The 22,371-nt window shown below is 68.7% G+C and carries 22 protein-coding genes; 6 read left to right on the top strand and 16 right to left on the bottom strand.

Annotation, left to right across the window (positions count from 1 at the left end):
• Nucleotides 1–30 precede the first annotated feature (30 nt).
• Nucleotides 31–651 (top strand): TetR/AcrR family transcriptional regulator, encoded by a 621-nt coding sequence (locus FN976_RS00470; protein ID WP_145889860.1) that lies wholly within the window; start codon nucleotides 31–33, stop codon nucleotides 649–651.
• Nucleotides 652–741: 90 nt separating this feature from the next.
• Here the strand turns inward: FN976_RS00470 and FN976_RS00465 are convergent, their stop codons facing one another.
• Genes FN976_RS00465 through FN976_RS00455 form a run of 3 tightly spaced genes read right to left on the bottom strand, consistent with a single transcriptional unit; the run spans nucleotide 742 to nucleotide 4,529 of the window.
• Nucleotides 742–2,133 (bottom strand): CoA-binding protein, encoded by a 1,392-nt coding sequence (locus tag FN976_RS00465; protein ID WP_145889858.1) that lies wholly within the window; start codon nucleotides 2,131–2,133, stop codon nucleotides 742–744.
• Nucleotides 2,130–3,656, bottom strand: a complete 1,527-nt coding sequence (locus FN976_RS00460; protein ID WP_145889856.1) for a class I adenylate-forming enzyme family protein — start codon at nucleotides 3,654–3,656, stop codon at nucleotides 2,130–2,132. The genes FN976_RS00465 and FN976_RS00460 overlap by 4 nt, the downstream gene beginning before the upstream one ends.
• Nucleotides 3,657–3,659: 3 nt before the next feature.
• Nucleotides 3,660–4,529 carry an SDR family oxidoreductase gene (locus tag FN976_RS00455; RefSeq protein ID WP_145889854.1) on the bottom strand — a complete coding sequence of 290 codons (870 nt, stop codon included), beginning with the start codon at nucleotides 4,527–4,529 and terminating at the stop codon, nucleotides 3,660–3,662.
• A 148-nt stretch (nucleotides 4,530–4,677) separates the two neighbouring features.
• Here FN976_RS00455 and FN976_RS00450 point away from each other — a divergent pair, with 148 nt between their 5' ends.
• Entirely contained in the window at nucleotides 4,678–5,658 is a 981-nt protein-coding gene (locus tag FN976_RS00450) for a Bug family tripartite tricarboxylate transporter substrate binding protein (RefSeq protein ID WP_145889852.1), read from the top strand.
• Here the strand turns inward: FN976_RS00450 and FN976_RS00445 are convergent.
• On the bottom strand, nucleotides 5,655–6,137 hold the full coding sequence (locus FN976_RS00445; protein WP_145889849.1) for a hypothetical protein: 483 nt from the start codon (nucleotides 6,135–6,137) through the stop codon (nucleotides 5,655–5,657). The genes FN976_RS00450 and FN976_RS00445 overlap by 4 nt on opposite strands.
• 122 nt (nucleotides 6,138–6,259) lie before the next feature.
• Here FN976_RS00445 and FN976_RS00440 point away from each other — a divergent pair, with 122 nt between their 5' ends.
• Nucleotides 6,260–7,579, top strand: coding sequence for a protein kinase domain-containing protein (locus FN976_RS00440; protein WP_145889847.1), 1,320 nt, complete (start codon nucleotides 6,260–6,262; stop codon nucleotides 7,577–7,579).
• A gap of 20 nt (nucleotides 7,580–7,599) precedes the next feature.
• Here the strand turns inward: FN976_RS00440 and FN976_RS29325 are convergent, their stop codons facing one another.
• Nucleotides 7,600–7,884, bottom strand: a complete 285-nt coding sequence (locus tag FN976_RS29325) for a thrombospondin type 3 repeat-containing protein (RefSeq protein WP_145889845.1) — start codon at nucleotides 7,882–7,884, stop codon at nucleotides 7,600–7,602.
• Between the two features lie 126 nt (nucleotides 7,885–8,010).
• On the opposite strand from FN976_RS29325, the gene FN976_RS00430 reads away from it, so the two are divergent.
• Entirely contained in the window at nucleotides 8,011–8,274 is a 264-nt protein-coding gene (locus tag FN976_RS00430; protein ID WP_145889843.1) for a hypothetical protein, read from the top strand.
• Nucleotides 8,275–8,283: 9 nt separating this feature from the next.
• Here the strand turns inward: FN976_RS00430 and FN976_RS00425 are convergent, their stop codons facing one another.
• From FN976_RS00425 to FN976_RS00415, 3 genes are read right to left on the bottom strand one after another with little or no spacing between them, the layout of a single operon-like run.
• Complete coding sequence (locus FN976_RS00425) at nucleotides 8,284–9,273, bottom strand: TAXI family TRAP transporter solute-binding subunit (protein WP_145889841.1); 990 nt, start codon at nucleotides 9,271–9,273, stop codon at nucleotides 8,284–8,286.
• The gene (locus tag FN976_RS00420) at nucleotides 9,270–10,160 is read right to left on the bottom strand and encodes an N-formylglutamate amidohydrolase (RefSeq protein WP_145890040.1); all 891 of its coding nucleotides are present in this window, start codon (nucleotides 10,158–10,160) and stop codon (nucleotides 9,270–9,272) included. Before FN976_RS00420 ends, FN976_RS00425 begins: the two co-directional genes overlap by 4 nt.
• Nucleotides 10,161–10,184: 24 nt before the next feature.
• Nucleotides 10,185–11,141 carry a tripartite tricarboxylate transporter substrate binding protein BugE gene (locus FN976_RS00415; protein ID WP_145889839.1) on the bottom strand — a complete coding sequence of 319 codons (957 nt, stop codon included), beginning with the start codon at nucleotides 11,139–11,141 and terminating at the stop codon, nucleotides 10,185–10,187.
• Between the two features lie 114 nt (nucleotides 11,142–11,255).
• Here FN976_RS00415 and FN976_RS00410 point away from each other — a divergent pair, with 114 nt between their 5' ends.
• Both FN976_RS00410 and FN976_RS00405 read left to right on the top strand, forming a co-directional pair.
• Complete coding sequence (locus tag FN976_RS00410) at nucleotides 11,256–12,152, top strand: LysR substrate-binding domain-containing protein (RefSeq protein ID WP_145889836.1); 897 nt, start codon at nucleotides 11,256–11,258, stop codon at nucleotides 12,150–12,152.
• A 195-nt stretch (nucleotides 12,153–12,347) separates the two neighbouring features.
• On the top strand, nucleotides 12,348–13,553 hold the full coding sequence (locus FN976_RS00405) for a GGDEF domain-containing protein (RefSeq protein ID WP_145889834.1): 1,206 nt from the start codon (nucleotides 12,348–12,350) through the stop codon (nucleotides 13,551–13,553).
• Between the two features lie 62 nt (nucleotides 13,554–13,615).
• Here FN976_RS00405 and FN976_RS00400 read toward each other — a convergent pair whose 3' ends face one another.
• The 8 genes from FN976_RS00400 to FN976_RS00370 form a co-directional block, all read right to left on the bottom strand.
• Entirely contained in the window at nucleotides 13,616–14,518 is a 903-nt protein-coding gene (locus tag FN976_RS00400) for a DUF3592 domain-containing protein (RefSeq protein ID WP_145889832.1), read from the bottom strand.
• 71 nt (nucleotides 14,519–14,589) lie between these two features.
• The gene (locus tag FN976_RS00395; RefSeq protein ID WP_145889830.1) at nucleotides 14,590–15,321 is read right to left on the bottom strand and encodes an aspartate dehydrogenase domain-containing protein; all 732 of its coding nucleotides are present in this window, start codon (nucleotides 15,319–15,321) and stop codon (nucleotides 14,590–14,592) included.
• Nucleotides 15,314–16,792 (bottom strand): molybdopterin dinucleotide binding domain-containing protein, encoded by a 1,479-nt coding sequence (locus tag FN976_RS29320; RefSeq protein WP_255440021.1) that lies wholly within the window; start codon nucleotides 16,790–16,792, stop codon nucleotides 15,314–15,316. The genes FN976_RS00395 and FN976_RS29320 overlap by 8 nt, the downstream gene beginning before the upstream one ends.
• A 286-nt stretch (nucleotides 16,793–17,078) precedes the next feature.
• Complete coding sequence (locus tag FN976_RS29315) at nucleotides 17,079–18,674, bottom strand: molybdopterin-dependent oxidoreductase (protein ID WP_255440014.1); 1,596 nt, start codon at nucleotides 18,672–18,674, stop codon at nucleotides 17,079–17,081.
• 12 nt (nucleotides 18,675–18,686) lie between these two features.
• A complete protein-coding gene (locus FN976_RS00385; RefSeq protein WP_145889828.1) occupies nucleotides 18,687–19,037 on the bottom strand; it encodes a TIGR04076 family protein in 351 nt (116 codons plus the stop codon).
• Nucleotide 19,038: 1 nt separating this feature from the next.
• Entirely contained in the window at nucleotides 19,039–20,127 is a 1,089-nt protein-coding gene (locus FN976_RS00380; RefSeq protein WP_145889826.1) for an aldo/keto reductase, read from the bottom strand.
• Nucleotides 20,128–20,138: 11 nt separating this feature from the next.
• Nucleotides 20,139–21,416, bottom strand: a complete 1,278-nt coding sequence (locus tag FN976_RS00375) for an ABC transporter substrate-binding protein (RefSeq protein ID WP_145889824.1) — start codon at nucleotides 21,414–21,416, stop codon at nucleotides 20,139–20,141.
• Between the two features lie 36 nt (nucleotides 21,417–21,452).
• Complete coding sequence (locus FN976_RS00370; protein WP_145889822.1) at nucleotides 21,453–22,367, bottom strand: branched-chain amino acid ABC transporter permease; 915 nt, start codon at nucleotides 22,365–22,367, stop codon at nucleotides 21,453–21,455.
• Nucleotides 22,368–22,371: the final 4 nt, after the last annotated feature.

Raw genomic sequence — 22,371 nt, 5'->3', positions numbered from 1 at the left:
GGATCTTTGCACTGTTAACATCTGCGGGAGATGCCATCGAGAAAGCCGCCGACGAAGAGCTACCACCACGGCAACCTGCGCGAGGAGCTCGTCTCGGAGGGACTGGCGATCGTGGAAAGCGAGGGCCTGGCGGCGCTCACCATGCGCGAGATCGCACGGCGGATCGGCGTCACGCAGACGGCGCCCCTGCACCACTTCGAAGGCAAGACGGGCCTGCTGGCGGCGATCGCGGCGCTGGGCTTCCGCATGCTGTTCGAACAGCGCATGGCCGCGCTGAAGGACATGCGCACCCCGCACGACCGGCTGATGGCGGTCCTGCTGGCCTATGTGGCCTTCGCGCGGGCGCACCCCGCCCTCTTCCACCTGATGCACGGCCCGGAGATTCCGGACAAGGCAGCCCACCCCGAACTGAACGACGCCGCGATCCGCTCGTACAGCCTGCTCGAGACGGCGGTGGCTGACTTCCTGTTGGAAAGCGACGGTTCGATGGACCGGCGGCGCGAGGCGACGCTGGCCGCCTGGACGGCTTGCCATGGGCTGGCCCACATCATGACCAGCCCGCAGAACACGCCGAGCTACGTGCTGCGCAAGGACCCCGAAGGCGTTTCCCGCCAGATCTTCCAGATCTTCCTGAACGGGATGGTGCATTAGTTGTCATCCCGGACTCGATCCGGGATCCACCGTGGCGCGGCATCGCTCCTCCATGGATTGCGGGTCGAGCCCGCAATGACACCCATGGCTTCAAGCCAGCGCGGCGGCCTGCCGCCGGTGCTGGTGGTGCTCGTTGAGGGCGGCGACCGCATCGGCCTCACTCATGAAGACCGCCAGGCCTTCGGCCGCGAAGGCCGCGCGCACGCGCGCGTGCGGGGAGCTGAAGGCGGCCGGCTTGGGCTGCGCCCGCAGCGCACTGGCCGTGTCGGCGGCGAAGCGCTCCACGTCGTAGCCCGCGCCCGCCACCGCCAGCAGGCTGAGGGCCAGGGCGTCGCAGCCCGGGTCACCCAGCACGGTGGCGACGGAGCGGCCGAGCATCGCGCTGTCGGCCAGCAGCATCGCCGTGAGGTCCACGGGGTTGCGGCTGCGCGAGAACGCCGGCAGCAGCACGTCCAGCTGCGCGCGCGTGGCGGCGTTGAAGTCGGCCAGGCGCAGCCCCTGGGCATCGCACGCATCGGCCGCCAGCACGCAGGAGGCACCGCTGTTGCTGACCAGACCGACGCGCAGCGGAGCCGCACTCGTGGTGCCTTCGAGCAGGTACAGCGGCACGCTGGCACTGAGCTCGGTCAGGCTGGACGCGACGCGGCAGCCCTGCGCCGCGAACAATTGCGCGAGCGCGGGGTCGGTCATGCCGGCCGAGCCGGTGTGGAAAGCCGCCATGCGCGCGCCCCCGGCGGTGCGGGCCGAAGCGAGCACGAGCACCGGCACGCCACGCGCGCGCGCCGCCGCCAGCGCGCCCGAGAGCTTGCGCGGGTCACGCACTTCCTCCAGGTACAGCAGCACGATGCGGACCTGCGGGTCATCGACGACGCAGGCCACGAGTTCGCTCACCTCGACGTCCGCCTGGTTGCCCGTGGCGCAGACGTAGCGCACACCGATGCCGTTCTCGCGCAGCAGCGAGTACGCCGACGCGCCGATCGCGCCGCTTTGCGAAATGATGGCGGCCGGCCCATCCTGCGGAGCGTATTCCTGGTAGATCGAGGCGAAGGTGAGGACCGCGCCGCAGCCGAAGTTGGCGGTGCCTATGGTGTTGGGCCCGAGCAGCCGCAAGCCCCCGGCGCGGGCCTCCTCGGCGAGCTGCGCCTGCGCGCGCACGCCGTCCCTGCCCATCTCGCCGAAGCCGGAGGAGAACAGGACGGCGCCGCGCGCGCCGACGCGAACGCAGGCGCGGATCTGCTCCAGCGCCGACGTGGCCGGCACCGACAGGATCACGGAGTCCGGGGCTTGCGGCAGGTCGTCGAGCGAGCGGTAGGAACGGATGCCCTGCACCGGATCGCCGCGCTGGCTGACCGGGTAGAGCTCGCCCGCGAAGCCATGGCTGCGCATGTAGCCGATGGGGCGGCCCCCGATCTTGTTGACGTCGTTGGAGGCGCCGACGATCGCGACGCTGCTCGGCCGCAGCAGGGCATCGATGCTGTTCATGCGGCCTCTTTGGCGGCCAGGGCCACCAGCATTTCCCGCAGGGCCGGCTTGAGCAGTTTGCCGGTCGCGGCGGCGGGCAAGCGATCCATCACATGCCAGCGGCGCGGAATCTTGTAGGGGGACAGCCGGCCGCGCAGGAACTGCTCGAGCGCTCGCGTGTCGATGCGAGCACCCGCCTGCGGCTCGATGAAGGCAACGATCTCCTCGTCGCCGGCCACGGCATGGCCCAACACCGCGCATTGCGCGACGCCCGCATGGGCGGCGATGGCCGCTTCCACTTCGGCGGGGTACACATTGAAGCCGCCGCGGATGATCATCTCCTTGATGCGGCCGACGATCGTCAGGTCTCCCTCGGGCCCGAAGCGGCCGACATCACCGGTGTGCAGCCACCCGTCCGCGTCGATCGCGGCGCGCGTCTGGTCCGGGTCACGGAAGTAGCCCTTCATCACATTGGGCCCGCGAATGCAGACCTCGCCAGGTTCGCCCGGCGGCAACACCTGGCCCGCGCCGTCGCGAACCACCACCTCGATGCCGGGGATCGGCCAGCCGGCGGTGATTTCCGACGGCGGCGGATGCCCGAAGGTGCGGGTGGCGGCGGGGGCGGATTCGGTCAGGCCATAGCCATGGTGCAGGCGGATCCCCAGCAAGCGTTCGGCCTGCGCCTTCCTGGTGGCGTCGATCTGCGAGCCACCGATGTAGGCCATGCGCAGCCGGTTCGGCGTGAGCGCTTCACCGCTGCGCTCCGCCCACTCGATGAGGCGCGCATACATGGCGGGCACACCCTGGAAGACGGTCATGCCCCGGTGCCGCAGGGCGTCGGCCAGCTGCTCGGCACTGAAGCGCGTGCACAGCAGCAGTGACGCGCCCACGCGCAGCGCGCAAAGCAGCGCGGAGATCAGGCCGAACGAATGCGAGATCGGCAACGCATGGAAGATGCGGTCGCCCGGCAGCAGCACCTGCTGCGCCAGCGAGGCCTGCGAGACGAAGTCCAGGTTGGCATGCGTGAGCATCACGCCCTTGGGCTTGCCGGTGCTGCCGGAGGTGTAGATCATCACGGCGACGTCATGCGCCGAGCCATCGTCGCTTCCGTCTGGCTGCACGCCGTCTTCGCGCAAGGCGATCGAGCCACGCGAAAGCCCATCGCCCTCGCCTCCCGCCGCGCCGAAGCGACCCGCGTGCGCGGTGGCTTCGGCAGATTCGCCCGAGAAGTAACACAGGCGTGGCGCACAGTGCGCGCAGATGCCATCGATCTCCACGGCCGACATGCGTGCGTTCAGTGGCACGGCCCAGGCGCCCAGCCGCATCACCGCCAGCAGCACCACGATCATGTCGACGCTGTTTTCTCCCACCAGCACCGCGCGCTGCCCGGCGGCCAGCCCGGCGGCCGCGAGGGAGCCGGCGCACCGCGTGATGCGATCAGCGAGTTCGCGGTAGCTGACCTGCTCGTCCTGCGTCAGCAAGGCCGGCACGTCGGCCCGGGCCGGATCGGCGGCGATCGCGGTCACGTAGTGATCGACGCGCATCGTCTACTCCAGCGCCTTGTCTTTTTCGTCTTTTCTGCGGATGGCTTCGCGCATGGCGGCCCATTGCTCGTCGGTGAGGTCGGCCAAGTCGGTGAAGGAGGCACCGTTCTGGTAGTGGCCGGCACCGTCGATCGCGATGGTTTCGCCGGTGAGCCACTCCACCCCATCCGCCATGAGGAAGACGGCGAGGTTCTGCAGTTCGCTCATGCGCCCGACCCGGTTCATCGGATTGCGCACGACGCCGTCCTTCCACTCCTGGGTGGGACTGAGGCGCTTGTTGGCACCCTCCGTCGGGAAGATGCCGGGCGCGATCGCGTTCAGGCGGATGCCGTAGGGGCCCCACTCGACCGCGAGTGACTTGGTCATGACATCGACGCCCGCCTTGGACATCGCCGAGGGCACCACGAAGGGCGCGCCGGTGCGCACCCAGGTGACCACGATGGAGATCACCGAGCCCGGATGCTTGCCAGCGATCCAGCGCTTGCCCACTGCCTGGGTGACGTAGAAGGTGCCGTGCAGGACGATGTTGGCGACTGCATCGAAGCCGCGCGGCGACAAGTCCTGCGTGCGGCTCACGAAATTCCCCGCGGCGTTGTTGACCAGGCCATCGAGCGCTCCGCCGTCGGCCCAGATCGCATCGACCATCGCCTGCACTTCGGCGGCGTCGCGGATGTCGAGGGCGAAGGTCTTGACGCTGCCGCCGTGCGCCGCCACCAGCTCCGCCGCGGCCTCATCGAGCACCGCTTGGCGGCGGCCACAGATGTACAGGTGCGCCCCCAACGCCAGGTAGCGTTCCGCGATCTCGCGCCCCAGGCCCGAACCGCCGCCGGTCACCAGGATGCGCTTGCAAGCCAGCAGGCCGTCCTTGAACATGCTTGTCTCCAATTAACTGACCAACGTTAAGATCAAATCGCGAAACTCTAGGGTATCCCCTGAGTCCGACGGCTTGAATCATAACTGATCATCGTTAAGATACAAGTAACGCGGCACCTGTTCCCGCCGCCCAACCCGGAGATTGCCGATGAATGCCAACCTGATCCCCATCGCGCGCCGGCGGCTCCTGGGCGCCGCCGTGCTTGGCGCCTCGCTGCCTGCCTGGGCGCAGGGCGCCTTGCCGGGCAAGCCGATCCACCTGGTCGTTCCGTATCCCGCGGGCGGGACCACCGACCTCCAGGCCCGTGCCATCGCGCAGAAGCTGCAGGAGCTGAGCGGCGCCACCGTGCTCGTGGAGAACCGCGCGGGCGCGGGCGGCAACATCGGTGTCGACTGGGTGCTGAAGGCGGCGCGCGACGGCACCACCATCGGCATCACCGCGATGAACTCGTTCGCGATCAACCCCTTGCTGACCAAGCGGCTGCCGTATGACGTGACCCGCGACGTCCAGCCGATCACGCTGGTGGGCAGCGTGCCGAACATCGTCGTGGTGAATCCCGACGTGCCCGTGCGCGACCTGAAGGGCCTGGCCGACATGGCCCGGGCGGGCGACGTGACCTATGCGACGCCGGGCGCCGGCACCTCGGTGCATCTCGCGGCCGAGATGATGACGGACGCGATGAAAGTGAAGATGCGCCACGTCCCGTATCGCGGGGACGCGCCGGCGCTGCAAGACGTGATGGGCGGCCGGGTCCCGGTGATGCTGGCCAACCTGCCGGGCGTGATCGAGTTCGTGCGCGCGGGCAAATTGCGCGCCCTGGCGGTCACGTCAGCGAGGCGTTCGCCGCTGCTGCCCGATGTGCCGACCATGGGCGAGTCCGGTGTGCCGGGGTTCGATGTGAAGGCCTTCTTCGCACTCTTCACCGCGCGCGGCGTCCCGGGCGACGTCGTCTCCGCGCTGAACCGTGAGCTTGCCCGGGCGATCAATCACGTGCAGGTGCGCCAGCAGTTTTCCAAGCTCGGCATCGACACGGCGTCGTCTTCGGTCGAGGCGCTCACCGCCCTGATCTATCTCGAATCGCGCAAATGGGCGCCGATCGTCGCGAAGACGGGCGCGACCTGGGACTAGGGTCTTGGACCGAAGCCGCCGGCCGCCCAGGCCGTGGCGCTCGCGCGCGTCAGCTTGAACGACGGCGGGACACGGACTTCAGCCAGCAAGCTGCCCGCTGAGTCGAAAGCGCTCAGCTTGGCCGACGGGTTCTCGTCGTCCGGCTCGATGTCGAGAGCCACCTCGACCCGGTTGCCTTCGTGGTCGATGGCGATGCGCTGGTGCAGTGCGGCATGCAACTGCTGCTGGTGGCGGCGCACGAACTCGGTGGCCGTCTTCACCAGCGTGTGGAAGGCGGGAGCATCCAGCGGCTTCGGGTTCTTCTTGTCCCGTCCCATGGTCCAGGGCCCCACCAGCGCCGGCTCCACCTGGCCATCGGGCGTCATCGCGACGGCCCAGCCATCGTCGTCCTCGTTCTTCTGCACGCTGGCGGTCCAGCCGTCGTCGCGCCAAAGGCGGGGTTCGTGCACGGGTTCGGGGCTGGGTTCGGCGTCGGTCATCGCTGGCTGGCGGATAGCATGGGGACGCGATTGTAGGTGGCCCCGGCCGGTCGGAACCCCGATGGTTTCGCCGCGGCGTCAATAATCGGGGAACATCGCCGCCAACCTGTCCTGGAGTTCCCATGTCCGCCTCGCGACCCACCACCATCGGCAAGTACCGCATCCTCAAGGAACTCGGCCGGGGCGCCAGCAGCACCGTCTACCTTGGGGAGGACGAGTTCAACCAGCGCCACGTGGCCATCAAGCAGATCCACGCCCACCTGCTGAGGAACCCAGAGACCTCGGAGTCGTACCGCAAGGGCCTGCTCCGCGAGGCCAAGATCGCCGGCCGGCTGCGCCACCCGCACGTCGTGCAACTGCTCGACGTCGACGGTGATGCCAATCCGCCCTACCTGGTGCTGGAATACGTGTCCGGCAGCACCCTCTCCGTCTACACCAAGGCCGACCAGCTGCTGCCCGTCTCGCAGGTGCTGGACATCGTCTACAAGTGCTGCAGCGCACTGGACCACGCCCACCTGCGCGGCCTCGTGCACCGCGACGTCAAGCCGGCCAACGTGATGTTGCAGCTCGATGGCAGCATCAAGGTGGCGGACTTCGGCACCGCGTTCTCCACCACCGGCGAGGGCACGACCCAGAAGGGCCTGGCGGGCTCGCCGTTGTACATCGCGCCGGAGCTGATCCGGGGCGAAGCGCCCACCCACAAGAGCGACATGTTCTCGCTGGGGGTGATGCTGTACGAGCTGCTCACCGGCCGCCAGCCCTTCCTGGCCGACACCGAGTTCGCCGTGCTCTACAAGATCGGCAACGAGGAGCCCCCGCCGCCGAGCTCGCTGCGCACGGACCTGCCGGAAGCGCTGGACCACCTGATCGCCCGGGCCATCGCCAAGAAGCCGGAGGACCGCCCGGCGGAATGGCCCGAGTTCGCCGATGCCGTGCTGAACGTCAGCAAGAACCTGCCGAAGTCACCTTCGAAGGACCGTGCCTCCGAGCGCTACGTGCAGATGCGCGTCCTGCCGTTCTTCGCCGGCTTCACCGACGCCGCGCTGTGGGAGACGCTGCGTCTCGGCCGGCTGCGCGAGTTCGCCGCCGGCGCGACGCTGATGGAGGAGGACACCAAGGGCGAATCGTTCCTGGTGCTGCTGGAAGGCCGCGTCAAGATCCAGCGTCAGGGCGCGCACCTGATGACGGTGGAGTCGGGCACGACGCTCGGCGAGATGTGCCTGCTGCAACCGGACAACCCGGTGCGCTCCGCCACAGCCATCGCCGAGACCGCGGGCGTCGCGGTGGAGATCCGGGGCGATGCGCTGAAGCGGGCCTCGGACGACCTGCAGATGCTGTTCGACAAGGCCTTCATCCGCCTGATGGTGAACCGGCTGATCGCCGCCAACAAGCAGCTGCAGACGTGGGCGGGGCTGGACGTTTTCGTGGGCGGGAGCACCTGAGGCTCCGGCCCGGCCCTCGTCTACTGCCGCCGCGGATTGTTCGGCCGTGCGTCCGCGCGATTGCGGACACCGTCGCCGTCGCGGTCGCGGTCCATCCGGTTCGGAATGCCATCGCCGTCCCGGTCGCGCATCCCGCGCCCGTCGCGCCAGCCATGCCCCTCGATGACGAGGGGTGCCGAAATGCCGACCGACCCGTAGTAGGGGTTCCCCCAGCCCGAACCGTAGCTGTAGCCCACGTAGCTGGCGTCCGTGGCGCAGCCGCCCAGGGCCATGGCGGCGAAGAGTGGGAGCACGAACTTTCTCATGGCGTCTCCTTCAGAGCATGTGTCTCCCTGCATCCTGCTGGCTGGCCGGACGCGCGCAGCAAGTGCGAACCCCGTCCATCTGTAGGACCCTGCGCAAGCGCTGCCACAGGAGTACACTTTTTGCGCATGACCCACCCGACCCTGGAACTGGCGATCGCCAAGCTCGCGACCTGGCAGACCGCGCAGGCCGAACTCTCGCTGATCGAGACCGCGCTGGGCGAGGCGATGGTGGAGTACGCGCAGACCCTGGGCGAGCCCCCGCGCCAGCAGATCATCGAGGCCGAACGCAAACGCGAGCAGGTGCGCCGGCTGTTCGACGAAGCGACGGAAGCGCTGGACGCGCTCAGCATCGCCCGGACAGGGCACACCAATTTCGGCACCCTCGGCTAGCCCCAACTTTCAGACCAGGCCAGAGATTCCCTGCTCGCGGTAGTACCGCAGCGCCCCGGCATGAAAAGGAACGACCTGGTTGTGGACCGCGTTGGCCGCACGCGTGGGAGCCGCACTGGATGCGATCACCCGCGGATCCGCGAGGCCCAGCACCGTCCGGGTGATCCAGTACGCATGCGCCTCCGGCAACGCCTGGTGCGCCACCACGAAGTTCCATGCGGCGATGCTGGCGAGCGGCTGCGTCTGCCCGCGGTAGGTGCCGGCCGGCACGGTGGCCGCGCTGAGGAAGGGAAAGGTCCGCAGCATCACGGCCGATTCGGACGCCGTGAGACCGAACACGGCAGCGTCGGCCTGGTTGGCGATCTCCTGGATGGGTGGGATGGGCACGGAAGCACCTTGCCACAGCGCGTCGATGCGCCCTGCGAGCACATCCTGCGACAGCGCGGCCGGCGTGCCGGCGACCAGCGTGGCGTTGAGGCCCAGGCCGGCCATCAAACCCTTGAAGTAGCTCTCCGCCGGACCACCAGCCGGCCCGACACCCACGCGCTTGCCGGCGAGCCCGCCCACGCTGTCGATCTTGGCACTGCGCAGCGCGACCAGCTGGAACGACGTCTCGTACATGGGGAACAGCGCGCGGATGTTGCCGTGCTTGCGGCCCTGGGCCCAGGCGCCGCTGCCGGTGACGCCCTCGAAGGCGGTGCCGAGGAACACGGTGCCCAGCCGTTGGGGCTCGGCGTCCACCTTGCGCACGTTCTCGATCGAACCACTGGATTCCAGCGCGCGGCTCGCCACGCCCTGGCCGGCCAGGACGCGAGCCAGCCCCTGCGCGTAGGGCAGGAAGGCGCCGCCGGCCCCCGCCGAATAGATGTCCACCTCGGCCAGCGTGTCCGGTTTGCGGGCGGCCGTGCCGCACGCGGGCAGCAGGGCGGCGGCACCGGCTGCCAGCAGCCATCGTCTTTCGGGGTTCATCAGGTCCTCCAGGTTGATCGTCCTCTTCATGCCAGGTCCATGGCGCGCAGGCGCAGCAATTCGCCCGCGAGTTCGCGCAGATGGCGCTGGAGCCGCTCGCTGCCGGCATGCAGTACCAGCGTCTCTTCGTCCATGTAAAGCTTGCGATTCACTTCGAGCTGGATGCTGTGCCGTCGGGCGGCCGGATGGCCATGGCGGCGCACGAGGTCCACGCCCTTGTACGGGTGATTGAGCCATACCGTATAGCCGCGCCCGCGCAACCACTCGGCCACCAGTGCGGCAAGCTTCGGGCTCGCGGTGGTCCCGTCGCGGTCACCCAGGACGAAATCCGCGTGCACCAGCCCCGGGTGCTCGGTCGCGTGGCTGGCCGCGATGGCCGGCATCGAATGGCAGTTCACGTGGAGGCTGAAGCCGTGGCGCGCGTGCGCACCGGCGATCGCCTCCGCGACGGCCGCATGGTACGGCCGCCAGCAACGCTCGATGCGCGCGCTGACTTCGGCGGCGGAGAGCTTGCGCGCGTAGAGGGGCAAGCCGTCGTCGGTCAGCTTCCAGACCAGGCCCTTGCCCAGGCGGACCTTGGCCAGCGCGGTGGGGTCCGATTCCACTAGTCCGCGCCAGGGGCCTTCGATCATCGAGAGATCGATCTCGCCTTCGTGGCGGTTGACGTCGAGATAGCTGCGCGGGAACAGCGCTTCCACCCAGCTGATGCCGAGCGCCGGCGCAAAATCGAACAGCTTCTCGACATGCGTGTCTTCCGCGCGCCGCAATGCAGCCAAGTCGCAAGCGTGATCGAAATCGGCGGGATAGCAGGTGCCGCTGTGCGGTGAATCGAACACCAGCGCGGTGGTCCCGGCGCTGGTGCGGATCAGCGAGCGGGCGGTTTCTTCGCGCTCCGGATGAAGCGCCCGGTGGCGAATCAGTTCCAAGACGGTACTCAAGCCTCAATCCAGCGTGATCTTCGCGAACTGGCTGATGCGGCGCATCTTGTCGATCTCCTTGCGCAACTGGTGGCCGAAGTCTTCCGGCAGGCTGCCCGAAGGAAACAGGCCCTGCCCGGCCAGGCGCTCCGCCACCGCGGGCTCCTTGATCGCCCGGGCCACGGCTTCCTGCACGCGCTTCACCGTGGCGGTGGCCGTCCCGGCCGGCGCCAGCAGCCCGAACCACGAAGGATCGTTGTTGGAGAAGAGGCTCGCCTCGGCATAGGTCGGCACGGCCGGCATGAAGGGCAGGCGCGTGCTCCACGAGACGGCCAGCGCCCGCAGCTTGCCCGACTGGATATGCGGCAGGGACGACGCCACCTGGTCGAAATAGACCTGCACCTGCCCCGCGAGCAGGTCGGTCAGTGCCGGGCCGGCGCCGCGATAGGGGATGTGCAGCATGAAGGTCTTGGTCGTGCTCTTGAACAGCTCGGCCCACATATGGCCGATGGTGCCGTTGCCGGGCGACGCATAGGTCACCTTGCCCGGGTTGGCCTTGAGCAGGGCGATGAACTCCGAGATGCTCTCGGCCCTCACCGAGGGGTGCACCACCAGCACACCCGGCGCCTTGACGATCTCGGTGACCGGCGCGAAGTCCTTCAAGGGGTCGTAGGGCAGCTTCTTGTACACCGCTGGGTTCACGCCGTGCGTCGACAAGGTGGCCAAGCCCAGGGTGTTGCCGTCCGGCGCGGCCTTGGCCAGTTCGGCCATGCCCACTGAACCTCCCGCCCCACTGCGGTTGTCCACGATGATGGCCTGCCCCAGGAGACGCCCCAGCGGCTCCGCCAGGGCGCGGGCCGTGATGTCGGTGGCACCGCCCGGCGGAAAGGGAACGACCAGGCGCAAGGGCCGGGCCTGCGCCCAGGCCGGCGCGGCCAGCGCGCTGGCGGCCGCGAGAACATGGAATTGACGTCGCTTCATGCTGGAACCTCATGAGACATGTGTGGAATGAAGCCATTCTTCCCTGGACAGACCCTGGCGCACAAACGAAATCCAGGCAACACTTGATTCCATCTAGGAATATCACAATCTCTCATGCGCAGACTCCAACCCCCCATCCACTTGCTGCAGGCATTCGTCACCACCACCCGCTTCGGCAGCATCTCGCGCGCCGCCGAAGCGCTGCACCTGACGCAGAGCGCGGTCAGCAAGCAGGTGCAGGAACTGGAACGCCATCTCGGCGTCGCGCTGTTCGAGCGCGTGCGCCAGCGCATCTCACTGACACCCGCCGGCGCCCGCTATGAAGCCTCCGTGCGGCCGCTGCTCAGCCAGCTCGAAAGCGCCACGCTGGAGGCGATGGCCAGCCACGACGGCGGCGGCATGCTGCACCTGTCGGCCCTGCCCACCTTCAGCGCCAAGGCGCTGATCCCGCGCTTGCCGTCGTTCCAGAAGCTGCACCCGCAGATCGCCCTGCACTTCGTGCCCTACACGCAGGGCTACGACTTCAGCCGGAAGGACCTCGACTGCTCGATCCTGTATGGTGTCGGCCATTGGCCGGGCGCGACGGCCACCTACCTGGCAGGCCGCGAAGTCACGCTCATCGCGCCGCCGGCCCCGCTGCTCGCACGCAAGCTGCGCAAGCCGCAGGACGTGGCCAGCCAGGTCCTGCTGCATCACACCACGGTGCCCAACGCCTGGGATGAATGGTGCGGCGCGCACGGCGTGCGCGGCGTCAACACGTTCGCGGGGCCGCAACTCGACCAGTACCACGGGCTGATCCGTGCGGTAGCCGCCGGCATGGGGCTGGCGCTGGTACCGAGCTGCCTGGTGCAGGACGACGTCGCGAGCGGCGTGATCGGTGCGCCCATGCCGGACAGCTACCGCTCGGAGTTCGGCTACTGGGTCTGCCACCCGGAGGCGCGCGCGAGTTTCGATCCGCTGGTGAAGTTCAAGGACTGGCTGATCGCGCAGTTCAACCTCGTCACGCCGTGAAGCGCGCGCCACGGTGGCGGCGGGCGCGGCGCGCCAGCATCGCCAGCACGGACAGGAGGAAGAAGGCGCCGGGGCGGAGGTGAAGGGGTTGTTGCATGCCGCAAGCGTCGCGGCCCGCCGAGATGCCTTGTCGAAGCCGCCGGGAAGCGTGCGTGAAGTCCGTGTGAAGCCCGGCACTCTGCTATACCGTCGTCCATGGATTCCCTGGCAGCCGCTTTCTGGGGCGGCTTCTTCACCGTGGCCGCCTTCATGCTGGCTGCCGCCATCGGCGCGGCGGCCCGTGGCTTCTGGCGCGTCGCCGCGGTCGGCGCCACCTATTCGCTGGTGCCGTCGCTGTTCGTCTGCTCCTACATCGGGCTGATTCCCATCGACGACCCCGAGACCCAGGCGCGTTTCCTCGCGCATCTCACGGTGCTGGGTTCCGTGGGCCTCACCTCGCAACTGCTGCTGGTGTTGCGCGGCTACCGCAAGCCGACCACCGACCAGCGGCTCTGGCTGCTGTTGCTGCTGCTGGGTGGCGCGATCCTGGTCGCGTCCTGGACGCTGCCGCCCATCTGGGGGCTGTGGCTCGCCAGCGCCTATGGGTTCTCCCATGGCCTGACGCTGATCGCACTGGCGCTGTTGAAGGCGAGGCGCGGCAACGGCGTCGCGTGGATCTCGGTGGCCGGCGTCACGCTCGCGCTGGTGAGCCTGAGCTCCCTGGTCTGGATCGTCACCCACGGTGGGGTCTCGGTGGCGGTGCATGGACTGGCGGCCACGTCGTCGATGGGCTACGTCGCCATCATGGGCTGGGCCATGTGGATGCGTTACGCCCACGCCCTGGAACTCAAGCAGGTGCTCGCGCAAGGCCCCAGCTACGACCCGGTGACGCGCCTGCCGTCGCACGCGCACGCCGGCAAGCTGGTGGGCTCCTTCCTGCGCAGCGGCAGCACCCAGCCGCTGGGCGTGATCGCGGTGTCGTTGGCGAACGTTGCCGCGCTGGAAAACCTGCATGGCCGCGCCGCCTACAACCACGCGCTGTTCGTCTCGGCGGGCCGCCTGCGGCGCAGCGCGCCCATGGGTGCACAGCTGGGCCGCCTGGGCGACGACGGCTTCCTGGTCCTGATGCGGACGAAGGACGCCCAGTTGCTCAAGCACGTGGGCGCCAAGGTGCTGCGGGCGCTCGCCCAGCCCATCCACGTCGGCGCGGACCTGGACGGCGACGACGTGCAGGCGGTGCCCACCGAGTGGACGGCGGACGTCGGCATCGGCATCACGCTGCGCCGCGATTCGGACACCGCCGGCAGCGCGGTCGCCACGGCGCGGGCGATGTCGCGCGCGGCCTTCGCGTCCGCGGGTCGCATCGCGTATTCCGAAAGCAGGGAGGCCCCGGTACAGGAGGTCGAAGTGGTGGGGAGGTAGCTAGACAGCTTGCGCGTCTCATGGGATCGGGGCCGGCGCCGATTCTGACGCGAGAAGGGCGCCTACTTGTCGTCGCGCGGGGTCCGTGCGGAGCCGCGCGATGCGCCAGCGGCCGGTGGCCTGATTTCGGCGATGAGGTCACGCATCTCCTTCCAGGATTCGCGCTGCGGCGGGCGCTGGCGCTGGTGGCGGATGATCAGCACGCCGATGCCGGCAAACAGGAGACCGGCCCCGCTGAACATCCCGGCCACGCCGAACAGTTCGGCCGGAGAGTGAATCTTGGCCCGGCCCGGCGCGCCGGGCAGGTAGATCACCTTCAGCGGTTCGCCCTGGTGGTAGCAGGGCCACATGCAACCTCCGGTGTCCGGCACCGACCAACCGCGGGTGAGCGTGTACCGCACTTCGTCGACGTGGTACTGAACGACTGCGGTGTGTCTCGTTTCGGGTTTGCCTTTCTGGTCGCGCGAAGACTTCTGCTCCACGCGCAAGACAATGGCCTCGGTGGACGTGCCGTTGCGCGCCAGGTGAATCTCGTCCTGCGCGAGCCAGATGCCGAGCGCGAGGGTGCCGATGCCGACGAACACGAACACCCAGGCCAGGAAGGATTCGCCCTCGTCCTGCTGGGTTCCGAGTCGCAGCATCGCCAGCTGCCTGATCATCATCGCCCGCGCCGAGTCGGTGGCGGCGCCGCACGAGCGGCAGACATAGAGGGTCGGCTTGCGCAGGGTCGGTCGAGCGGCGGCAGCGCGGCATTCGGGGCAGGCCGCGGGAAACGCAAGACTGAACGCGAGCTGCGCGAGGTAAGTGCCGCCTAGGATCAGGCCGAAGAACCAGAACGGCACCAGGTAGATCGGCGAGTCCGTCTTGCCGAAGAAGAGCAGTGTGAAAACCGTCCCGCCGCCGAAGAAGCCGACGAAGCTGGCGCCGACCCGGGCATAGAGGTGCGAGGTCAAACGAAGCGCCATCGTCCGACCCCCTGCGTTCGACTGGATGGGACCTCCATCGTACAGGCGCGCAATCGCGAAGACAACGGCGCCTACGTCCACACCGGCGCCTGCGCATTGCGCAGGGCCGCGATGATGCTGGCGGCGACGGGATGGATGCCGGGGCCGACCTTCGGGAAGGTCTCCACCTGGCAAGTTCCGTAGCGGCTGGTGACGCGCAGCGCCAGCCGGTAGGGCATCGCCGGGTCGGGGTGCGACACTTCGACGCGGGTCTGGTCCAGCCCGGCGCCCGCGAACGCCAGCGTGACGGCGACGTTCACGCTGTTGGGGAAGCGCCGCGCGGCTTCTCGCACCGTGCCGCTGAAGATGACACCTGGAGGGCCTCCGCCCGGCGGCAGGTCGATCTGCAGGTGCAGCACCGCTTCGGGATCGACGCAAGCCGCTGCGACGCCGTCGAGGCCAGCCGTCGCGCCGTGCAGCAGGCGCAGCCGGTGGCTGGTGCGCTGCGCGGTCTCTTCGACCTTCGCGAGCAGTTGCGGATCGGCCAGCGCCACGGCGCTGACCGTCCAGACATCGGCCCTGGCGAGCGCATTGCAGGCATGCAGGGCGAACGCCGCTGGGCCCGCCGTGTCGACGATCAGGGCGTAGACGCCCGAGAAGAACGCGGCGGCGTCCGTCGTCGAGCGCACGCCCTCGATTTGCCGCGGCTGCCGCGTGAGCACCGCCTCCAGCTGCCAGCCGGGAAGCTCCCCCGCGCGCCATGCTTCGATCACCGGCAGCGCGATGCGGCCAGCTCCGATGAGGGCGAAGCGACGGTCAGGCATCGAGCACCACGTCGCTGCAAGGGATGGCGAGGCAGCCGAGACAAGTGCCCTCTTCCGCAAGGTCCACCTCGGCCAGGTGCCGCACGCGGCCAGACCGCACGCGCAGCAGGCAGCTTTCGCACTGGCCGACGCGGCAGCCGCTGGGCAACTCCAGGCCCTGGTCCAGGCCCAATTGCAGCAGGGTGCCGGACGCGCCAGTCCAGGTGAGTTCGCGGCCGCTGCGTTCGAAACGCACGCGGAACGTTCCTTCGTCCGCCGGGCCGACGTACGCCACGCCCTGGAAGCTCTCGCGGAAAATGGCGAAGCGGTGCACGCCCCGCGCCACCAGGCCCTCTGTCAGGCTGCGCAACATCGCGTCCGGGCCACAGAGATAGAACCGCGCGTGCGCGTCGATCAGGTGCTGCGCCATCGCCGCGGCCGTGAGGCGGCCCGCGGTGCGGCTGTACACGTCGATCACCTGCATGCCGGGAATGCGCGGTGCCAGTTCGGCGATGCGTGGTGCGAACGCGCGGCTGGCGGCGTCGCGGTTGCAGTGGTAGAGCGTGATGGGCGGCACCTCTGGTGGCGCCTCGGCGGCCAGCGTCTCCAGCAAACCGAGAAATGGCGTGATGCCGATGCCCGCCGCCACCAGGACCACCGGAGCGCGCCCGGCGCGCGGCAGCAGGAACTGGCCGCGCGGGCTTTGCAACCAGACCCTGCACTCGTCTCCGATCTCGTGCAGTGCTTGGGACACGCCCGCGGAACCACTCGCGCGCTTGACCGCGATGCGGTATTCCGTGCGGCCCTCCAAGCGTGCCGGCCCGATCAGCGAATAGCTGCGTTCCAACCGTCCCGGCACGCCGGGCAGTTCCAAAGCCAAGGGTACGTACTGGCCCGGATGAAAGTCCGGCAGCACACTGCCGTCTTCCGCGGTCAACGCCAGTTCCACGACCTCGGGTGGGTGCTCGCCTGGCACAACGGTCACGCGCTGCGCGCGAAATGCCTTGAACCCTTGCCAGCCCTGGCCTTGCGTGCCGGCTTCGCGTGAAATCTCGCAGGGAAACGCCCGCAGCGCGATGGACCCCGCGACTTCATCCAGTTGCTCCGCGCCGACCAGCCCGTTGTAGTGGCTGCTGTCCGCGCCCGTGATCGCCACCGCCGGCAGGCCCAGGTCATCGCAGGCCTGCCACCAGCCGTAGCTCGCCATCACCACGTCGGGCTGCACCGCCTGGTCGATGCTCGCGCGGAAGCGCACGCTGCCCGTGCGCGTGGCGATGCGGAACCAGTCGCCCGGCGCGATGCCGCGAGCCGCCGCCAGCGTGGGGTGCAGGTGCGCCAGCGGCTCCGGCAGGCGCCGGCGCAAGGACGCCAGCGCGTGGTGCTGCGAGTGGCAGAAGTAGCCGCTCTTGGCGCAGGTGAGCGTGAGTGGGAAGCGCTCCAGCTCCGCGTCGTCCAGCGCGACGGACCGGCGCGGCTCGATCTCCCGCGGCACGGCCGGATAGCCGTGAAGGTGCAGCCGCTCCGAATAGAACTCGATGCGACGGGTCGGCGTGGCGAAGCCGCGGACGCCCCCTTCGGTCTGGTCCTGGTACTTGCGAGGCCTCTGTTGCACGGGACGCCGGATACCCTCGGGGTGCCTGCGCAATTCGTCCACCGTCAAACCGATGGGCGCCAGCTGGTGGTTCCATGCCGCTTCGATGTCCCCGTCGAAGAAATGGCGCGCGAGGCCCAGCTGCACCGCCAGGTCGAACACGATCTGCAGGTCGGAGCGCGCGAAGTCATCCGCCGCCTGCGGAATGATCTGCTGGCGTAGCTGGATGAGGTCTTCCGCCGGAGCGTTGATCTCGAAGCCGATCCGCAGGCCCTCGCGCTCCCACGGCGTGTTCACCGGCAGCAGGTAGTCGGCATAGCGGGCAGTCGGCGTTTCGAACAGGTCGCAGTGCACCTGGAATTCCAGCGACTGCAACGCGCGGATCGAGCGGCGTGTCGGCCTGCGAGAGCAGCACGTTGGCGCCGAAGCCGAACAGCGCGCGGATTCGATACGGCTGCGCGTCGACGATCGCGCGATAGACGTCGCGCCCCAGCGCCCAGCCGTGCGCCGCTGGACCCAGGGGCCGCTCCTTCAGACCGAGCGCCAGTTCGCATTGGCCCGGCGGCATCAGCGAGCGGTCGCTGGCCTTGTTCACGCCTTGCCGCGCCAACTCGAGATTGCCGCCGGGCGTGTCGATGCCGCCCGTCAGCGCGAACAGCAGCGCGATGGCGCGATCCGCCTGCGTCGCGTTGACATGCTGCGCGATGCCGGTCCAGCAGAAGTAGCTCGTGCTGGCCGCGCCGGCGATCGCTGCGGCGGCAGCCTCGACATGCGCGGCGGCGATACCGGTGAGTTCCTCCACTCGCTGCGGCGTGTAGGGGGCGCAAGCCTCAGCGTAGTGATCGAAGGCGGGCCGGCATCGCACGCCATCCACTTCGAAGCTGCCGCGCAAGGCCAGGCCGGCGGCGAGCTCGGGCGCCATCGCCACGCGCGTGTCGACTTCCACCACCTGCGTCGATCGCGTGTTCCACGCCATGAAGCAGCCGCCGGAGCGAAGGAACTCCCCCGTGTCGTCGCGCACCAGCAGCGGCGCATTGCTCCAGCGGCGCACGAAGCCTTCGTCGAAGCGCCCCCGCTCGATCAAGCAGCGGGCCAATCCGAGCGCGAGTGCCGCGTCGGTACCGGGCTTCACCTGCAGCCACCAGTCCGCACCCCTCGCGTACCGCGTCGGCGCGGGGTCGATCACGAGCAAGCGCGCGCCCCGCGCGCGGGCCGCGCTGATGCCATTGGCCTGCGCCAGCCAGGCATTCGCGGGATTGAATCCCCACAAGACGATCAGGTCCGAATGGGCGTAGTCCGGCATGCCCAGCGCGCTGCCGGTCGTGAACTGGTGCGAGACGTCGCGGTACCAGTTGCAGATCTCGACGCCGGTGATGAAGTTCGGGCTGCCGAAAGCAAAGATCAGACGCTCGATCCATTCGAGGCTGTCAGAGATCGGCGTGGCGCCGGGCGATGCGCTGGAGAAGGCGACTGCCTCGGCCCCGCTCTCTGCCTTGATCTGGTTCAGCCGCCACGCGATGTCCGCCATCGCTTCGTCCCACGCCACCTCGACCCAGCCCGGGTCCTCGTCCGTCTTCGGCCGCGTGCGCTTGAGCGGTCTGCGCAAGCGCTGCGCGTGGTAGACCAGCTCTGGCGCGGCTCTCCCCTTGGGGCACAAGGCCTGCCCCGTGGGATGTTCCGGGAACGGCTCGACGCCGACCAGCCGGTCACCTTCGGTGACGTACCACGCGCCGCAACGCGAACGGCACAGCGTGCAGAAGCCGGCCTTGCGTTGCTGCGCCATGGCCGCGGGGCTTCAGGGCAGCGGCAAGGCCGAGAAATCCCCGTGGTGCAATGTCCGTTTCTCCAGCCGGGTGATGCGGAATTTCGCGCCGCAAGCCGGGTCGAGGCAGGCAATCTCGGAGTCGGTGGTCATCCAGTCGTTGGGATGGGTGGGCCGCTGCTTGGCGGGGATGAAGGGCAGCACCGCCATCATCGCGTAGAGCGAAAACGAGGGCCGGTCGGGCGGGAAGATCAGCCGCCCGCCGATCACCTCGAACCAGTCGCCGGCCTTGACGTGGCTGACGAAGGGTTTGCCGGGCGTCTCCAGCACCTCGACCCGCAGGTCGTAGAGCACGAACTCGTCGTTGCGCTTGTCGTCGCTCATGTCATCTCCTCGCGGTGGCCAGCGGCGGCGTCATGTCGATGTGCGCCGGCGCGCCGCGCGTGTTCTGGTTGGTGTGCATGATGCCGGCGTGCGCACCGCCCTTGACGCGCTCGGCGTCGTAGCAGTCGCCCTGGGGCCCGGGCGCCTGCGCGACCAGGGCCGCGATCTGCCGGCGGTCGTCGTCATCGAGATGGGTGCGGAAGATCGCCAGGTTCTGGTCAAGGTGCGACGCGTCGCGCGCTCCCACGAGCGCCACCGATGCCTGTGGCTTGTCCAGCACATAGCGCGCCGCGACGGCCGCAATGCTGGTGCCGTGCTTGCGTGCGATCCCGTCCAGCGTGCGCAGCATCGCCTGGTACGCCTCCCAGCCGCCGAAGTCCTCGATGATCAGCCGGTACTTGACCAGCGACCGGTTCGGGTATTCGCCTTGCGGTTCCGGCTGGCCCAGCCATTTGTCGGAGAGGAAGCCCCCCGCAACCGTGCCATAGCAAAGCAGGTGGATGCCGTGAGCCTGGCACAGGTCGACCATGCCGTTCTCGGGCCGGTGGTCGAGCACGGAGTACTGCAGCTGGTTGGAGAGCAGCTTCACGCCCGCGTCCAGGATCTCGCGCAGCCTGGGCACGTTGAAATTGGTCGTGCCGAGGTGGGCGATCTTGCCGGCGCGCTGGAACTCCTGCAGCCACAGCATGGCTTGCGCACAGCCGGGCACGTCGTAGTCCCACCAGTGGAATTGCACCAGGTCCAGCTGCTCCACGCCCAGCCGCTCCAGGGAGGTGTCGACCGCCTTCCCGACGTCCGCGCGGGTCAGGCGCGGGATCAGGTCCTGGTCCGGGGTGTACTTGGTCGAGACCCGCAGCTGCCGCCCCAGCCCGGGGTACTTGCGGCGGAACGCGCCGATGGTGTCCTCGACGCCGACGTAGTGATCCGCGCAATCGAAAGCGTTGATGCCCGCTTCGACGAAGCGGCGCATGTCCTCCACCGCGTCGTCCTGCGCGTAGGGCTTGCCGTGCTTGGCGGCCAGTTGCCAGTTGCCCTTGGCCACCCGCGACACCGTGTAGCCGGGCGCCAGGGTGATGGTTTCGATGGCCATGGCTTGCCCGATCAGAAACCGGCCTTCGTGCCGAGCGCGTTCATCTGCTCGAGCGAGATGACCTTCTCGGTCACGATCTCGCTGCCGTTCAGCTTCCAGGTCAGCATCGGGCCGGTGACGTCGCCGTTGCGGTCGAAGCGGAAGGCGCCGGTCGCGCCGACATAGCGGATCTTGCGTCCGGCCTTGAGCGCATCCAGGCCCTTCTTCAGGCCTTCGACGCCGGCCTGCACTTCGACACCGGTCGGATCCTGCACCGCGCGCAGCGCGTCACGGATCGACACGCCGTCGAGCTTGGCCGCCGCCTGCATCGCCAGCAGCGTGATGGCCGTGGCGTCGTACATGGTGTGCAGGCCGGGCCCGACCGCCGGGCGGCCGTACGCCTCCTGGAAGTCCTTGTTGAAAGCATCGGCCGATGGCCCGGAGGCCTGGCCGTTGTCGACGCCGACCGCCTTGCCCAGGAAGCGTTCACCGACGTTCTTGATCACGTCGGGCGAACGCATGGTGTTGTGCAGGATGACGTTCTGCGTGCCGCCCAGCGAGAACCAGTCGCGCAGGATGGTGGTGCCGTCGGCGGACAGGCCGATCAGGATCAGCGAATCGGGGTTGAGCGCCAGCGCCTTCTGCACTTCCGCGCGGTAGGAAGGCTGGTTCTCCGCGTAGGGCACGACACCGGCGACCTTGCCGCCCAGCTTCTCCAACGCCGTCTTCGCGTCCGGCGCCGTGCCGTTGCCGAAGTCGTTGTTGATGTACATGATGACGGTGTTCTTGTAGCCCTTGTCCATCGCCGCCTGCGCATGCGCGAGCGCCATCGAGCGCGCCGTCGGGATGGTGCGGAAGAAGTAGCCGCCTGTCTTGCCCTCTTCCGCCATCCTGGTCAACGCCGGCGTGACCGCGCAGCAGGCCACCGTGGGGATCTTGTTCGGCACGGAGACCGAGTTCACGACCTGCAGCGCCGTGCCGCTGCCCACCAGGCCCACGATGGCCTGGACCTTGGAGACATCGACCAGGTAGCGCGCCGCGTCGAGGCCCACCGAGGGTTGGCTGGTGTCGTCACGCACCACGAACTCGACCTGGCAGCCCTTGACGCCGCCCGCCTTGTTGACCTGGTCGACGGCCAGCTTGCCGGCATCGGCGATCACCTTGCCGATCGTGCCTTGCGCACCCGTGAGCGCGAGCACGCCGCCCAGCTTCACCGGTTCGGCGCAGCTCCCCTGCGCCAGGGCGGGCGCGGACCAGGCCGCAGCCGCCAGCAACATCGCGCCACCTACCGCTGTCTTCACGTTCTTCATGATCCGCTCTCCTTCAAGGATAAAAAGTTCGAACACTCAACCGCCCTGCTTCGCTCCCATGATCCCGCGGGGGCGAAGCAACAAAGTCAACACCAGGATCAGCCCGACCAGGATGGCCTGCACGGCCCCGCCCTGCGCCTGCAGCTTGGCCGGCAGCACGCTCACGATGGCGGCGCCGGAGAAGGTCCACACGCCCCAGATGACGAAGCTGCCGACGATCGCGCCCAGGTTGCTGCCGCTGCCCCCGACGATCAGCATGGCCCAGATCTGGAAGGTCATGATCGGTAGAAACTCCGAGGGGCTCGTCGTCCCGACAAACCCGGCATAGAGCGCCCCCGACAAGCCCATCAGCACGGCCCCGAGCACGAACGCCTCCATGCGGAAGCGGACCACGTTCTTGCCGAGGGCGGCGCAGACTTCCTCGTCCTCCCGCAGGGCGCGCTGCACACGGCCCCAGGGCGAATGCAGCAATGCCTGCAGGCCGAAGTAGACGATGGCCAGCAGCACCAGCACCATCACCATCCAGGCGATGGTGTAGTTCGGCTGGCCGAGCGCATCGAAGGGCCGGGGGATGCCCACCAGGCCGCGCGAGCCGCCCGTGAGCGGGTCGAGGTTGTTCACGATCACCTGGATCGACGAGGCGATGCCGAAGGTGGTGATGGCCAAGTAGTCGGTCCGCAGCTTGAGCGTGGCCAGGCCGACCAGCAGCGCAACGAGCGCCGTCACGACCAGCGCTCCGACAACACCCAGCGCGAAGGGCAGGTTCAGCTTCACCAGCAGTTGCTGGCTGGCCGGCATCGTGAGAACGGCCAGCGTGTAGCCGCCCACGGCCACGAAACCGACCACGCCCGCGTTGAACTGGCCGGAGACGCCCCATTGCAGGTTCAGCCCCAGCGTCGCGATCGCGAAGATCGCGGCGACGGTGATGAAGAAGAAAAGGTAGCTGGTCATCGGT

The sequence above is a fragment of the Caenimonas sedimenti genome (assembly GCF_007833165.1).
Classification (GTDB): Bacteria; Pseudomonadota; Gammaproteobacteria; order Burkholderiales; family Burkholderiaceae_C; genus Ramlibacter; species Ramlibacter sedimenti.
This window is presented reverse-complemented; position numbering and strand designations above follow the sequence as displayed.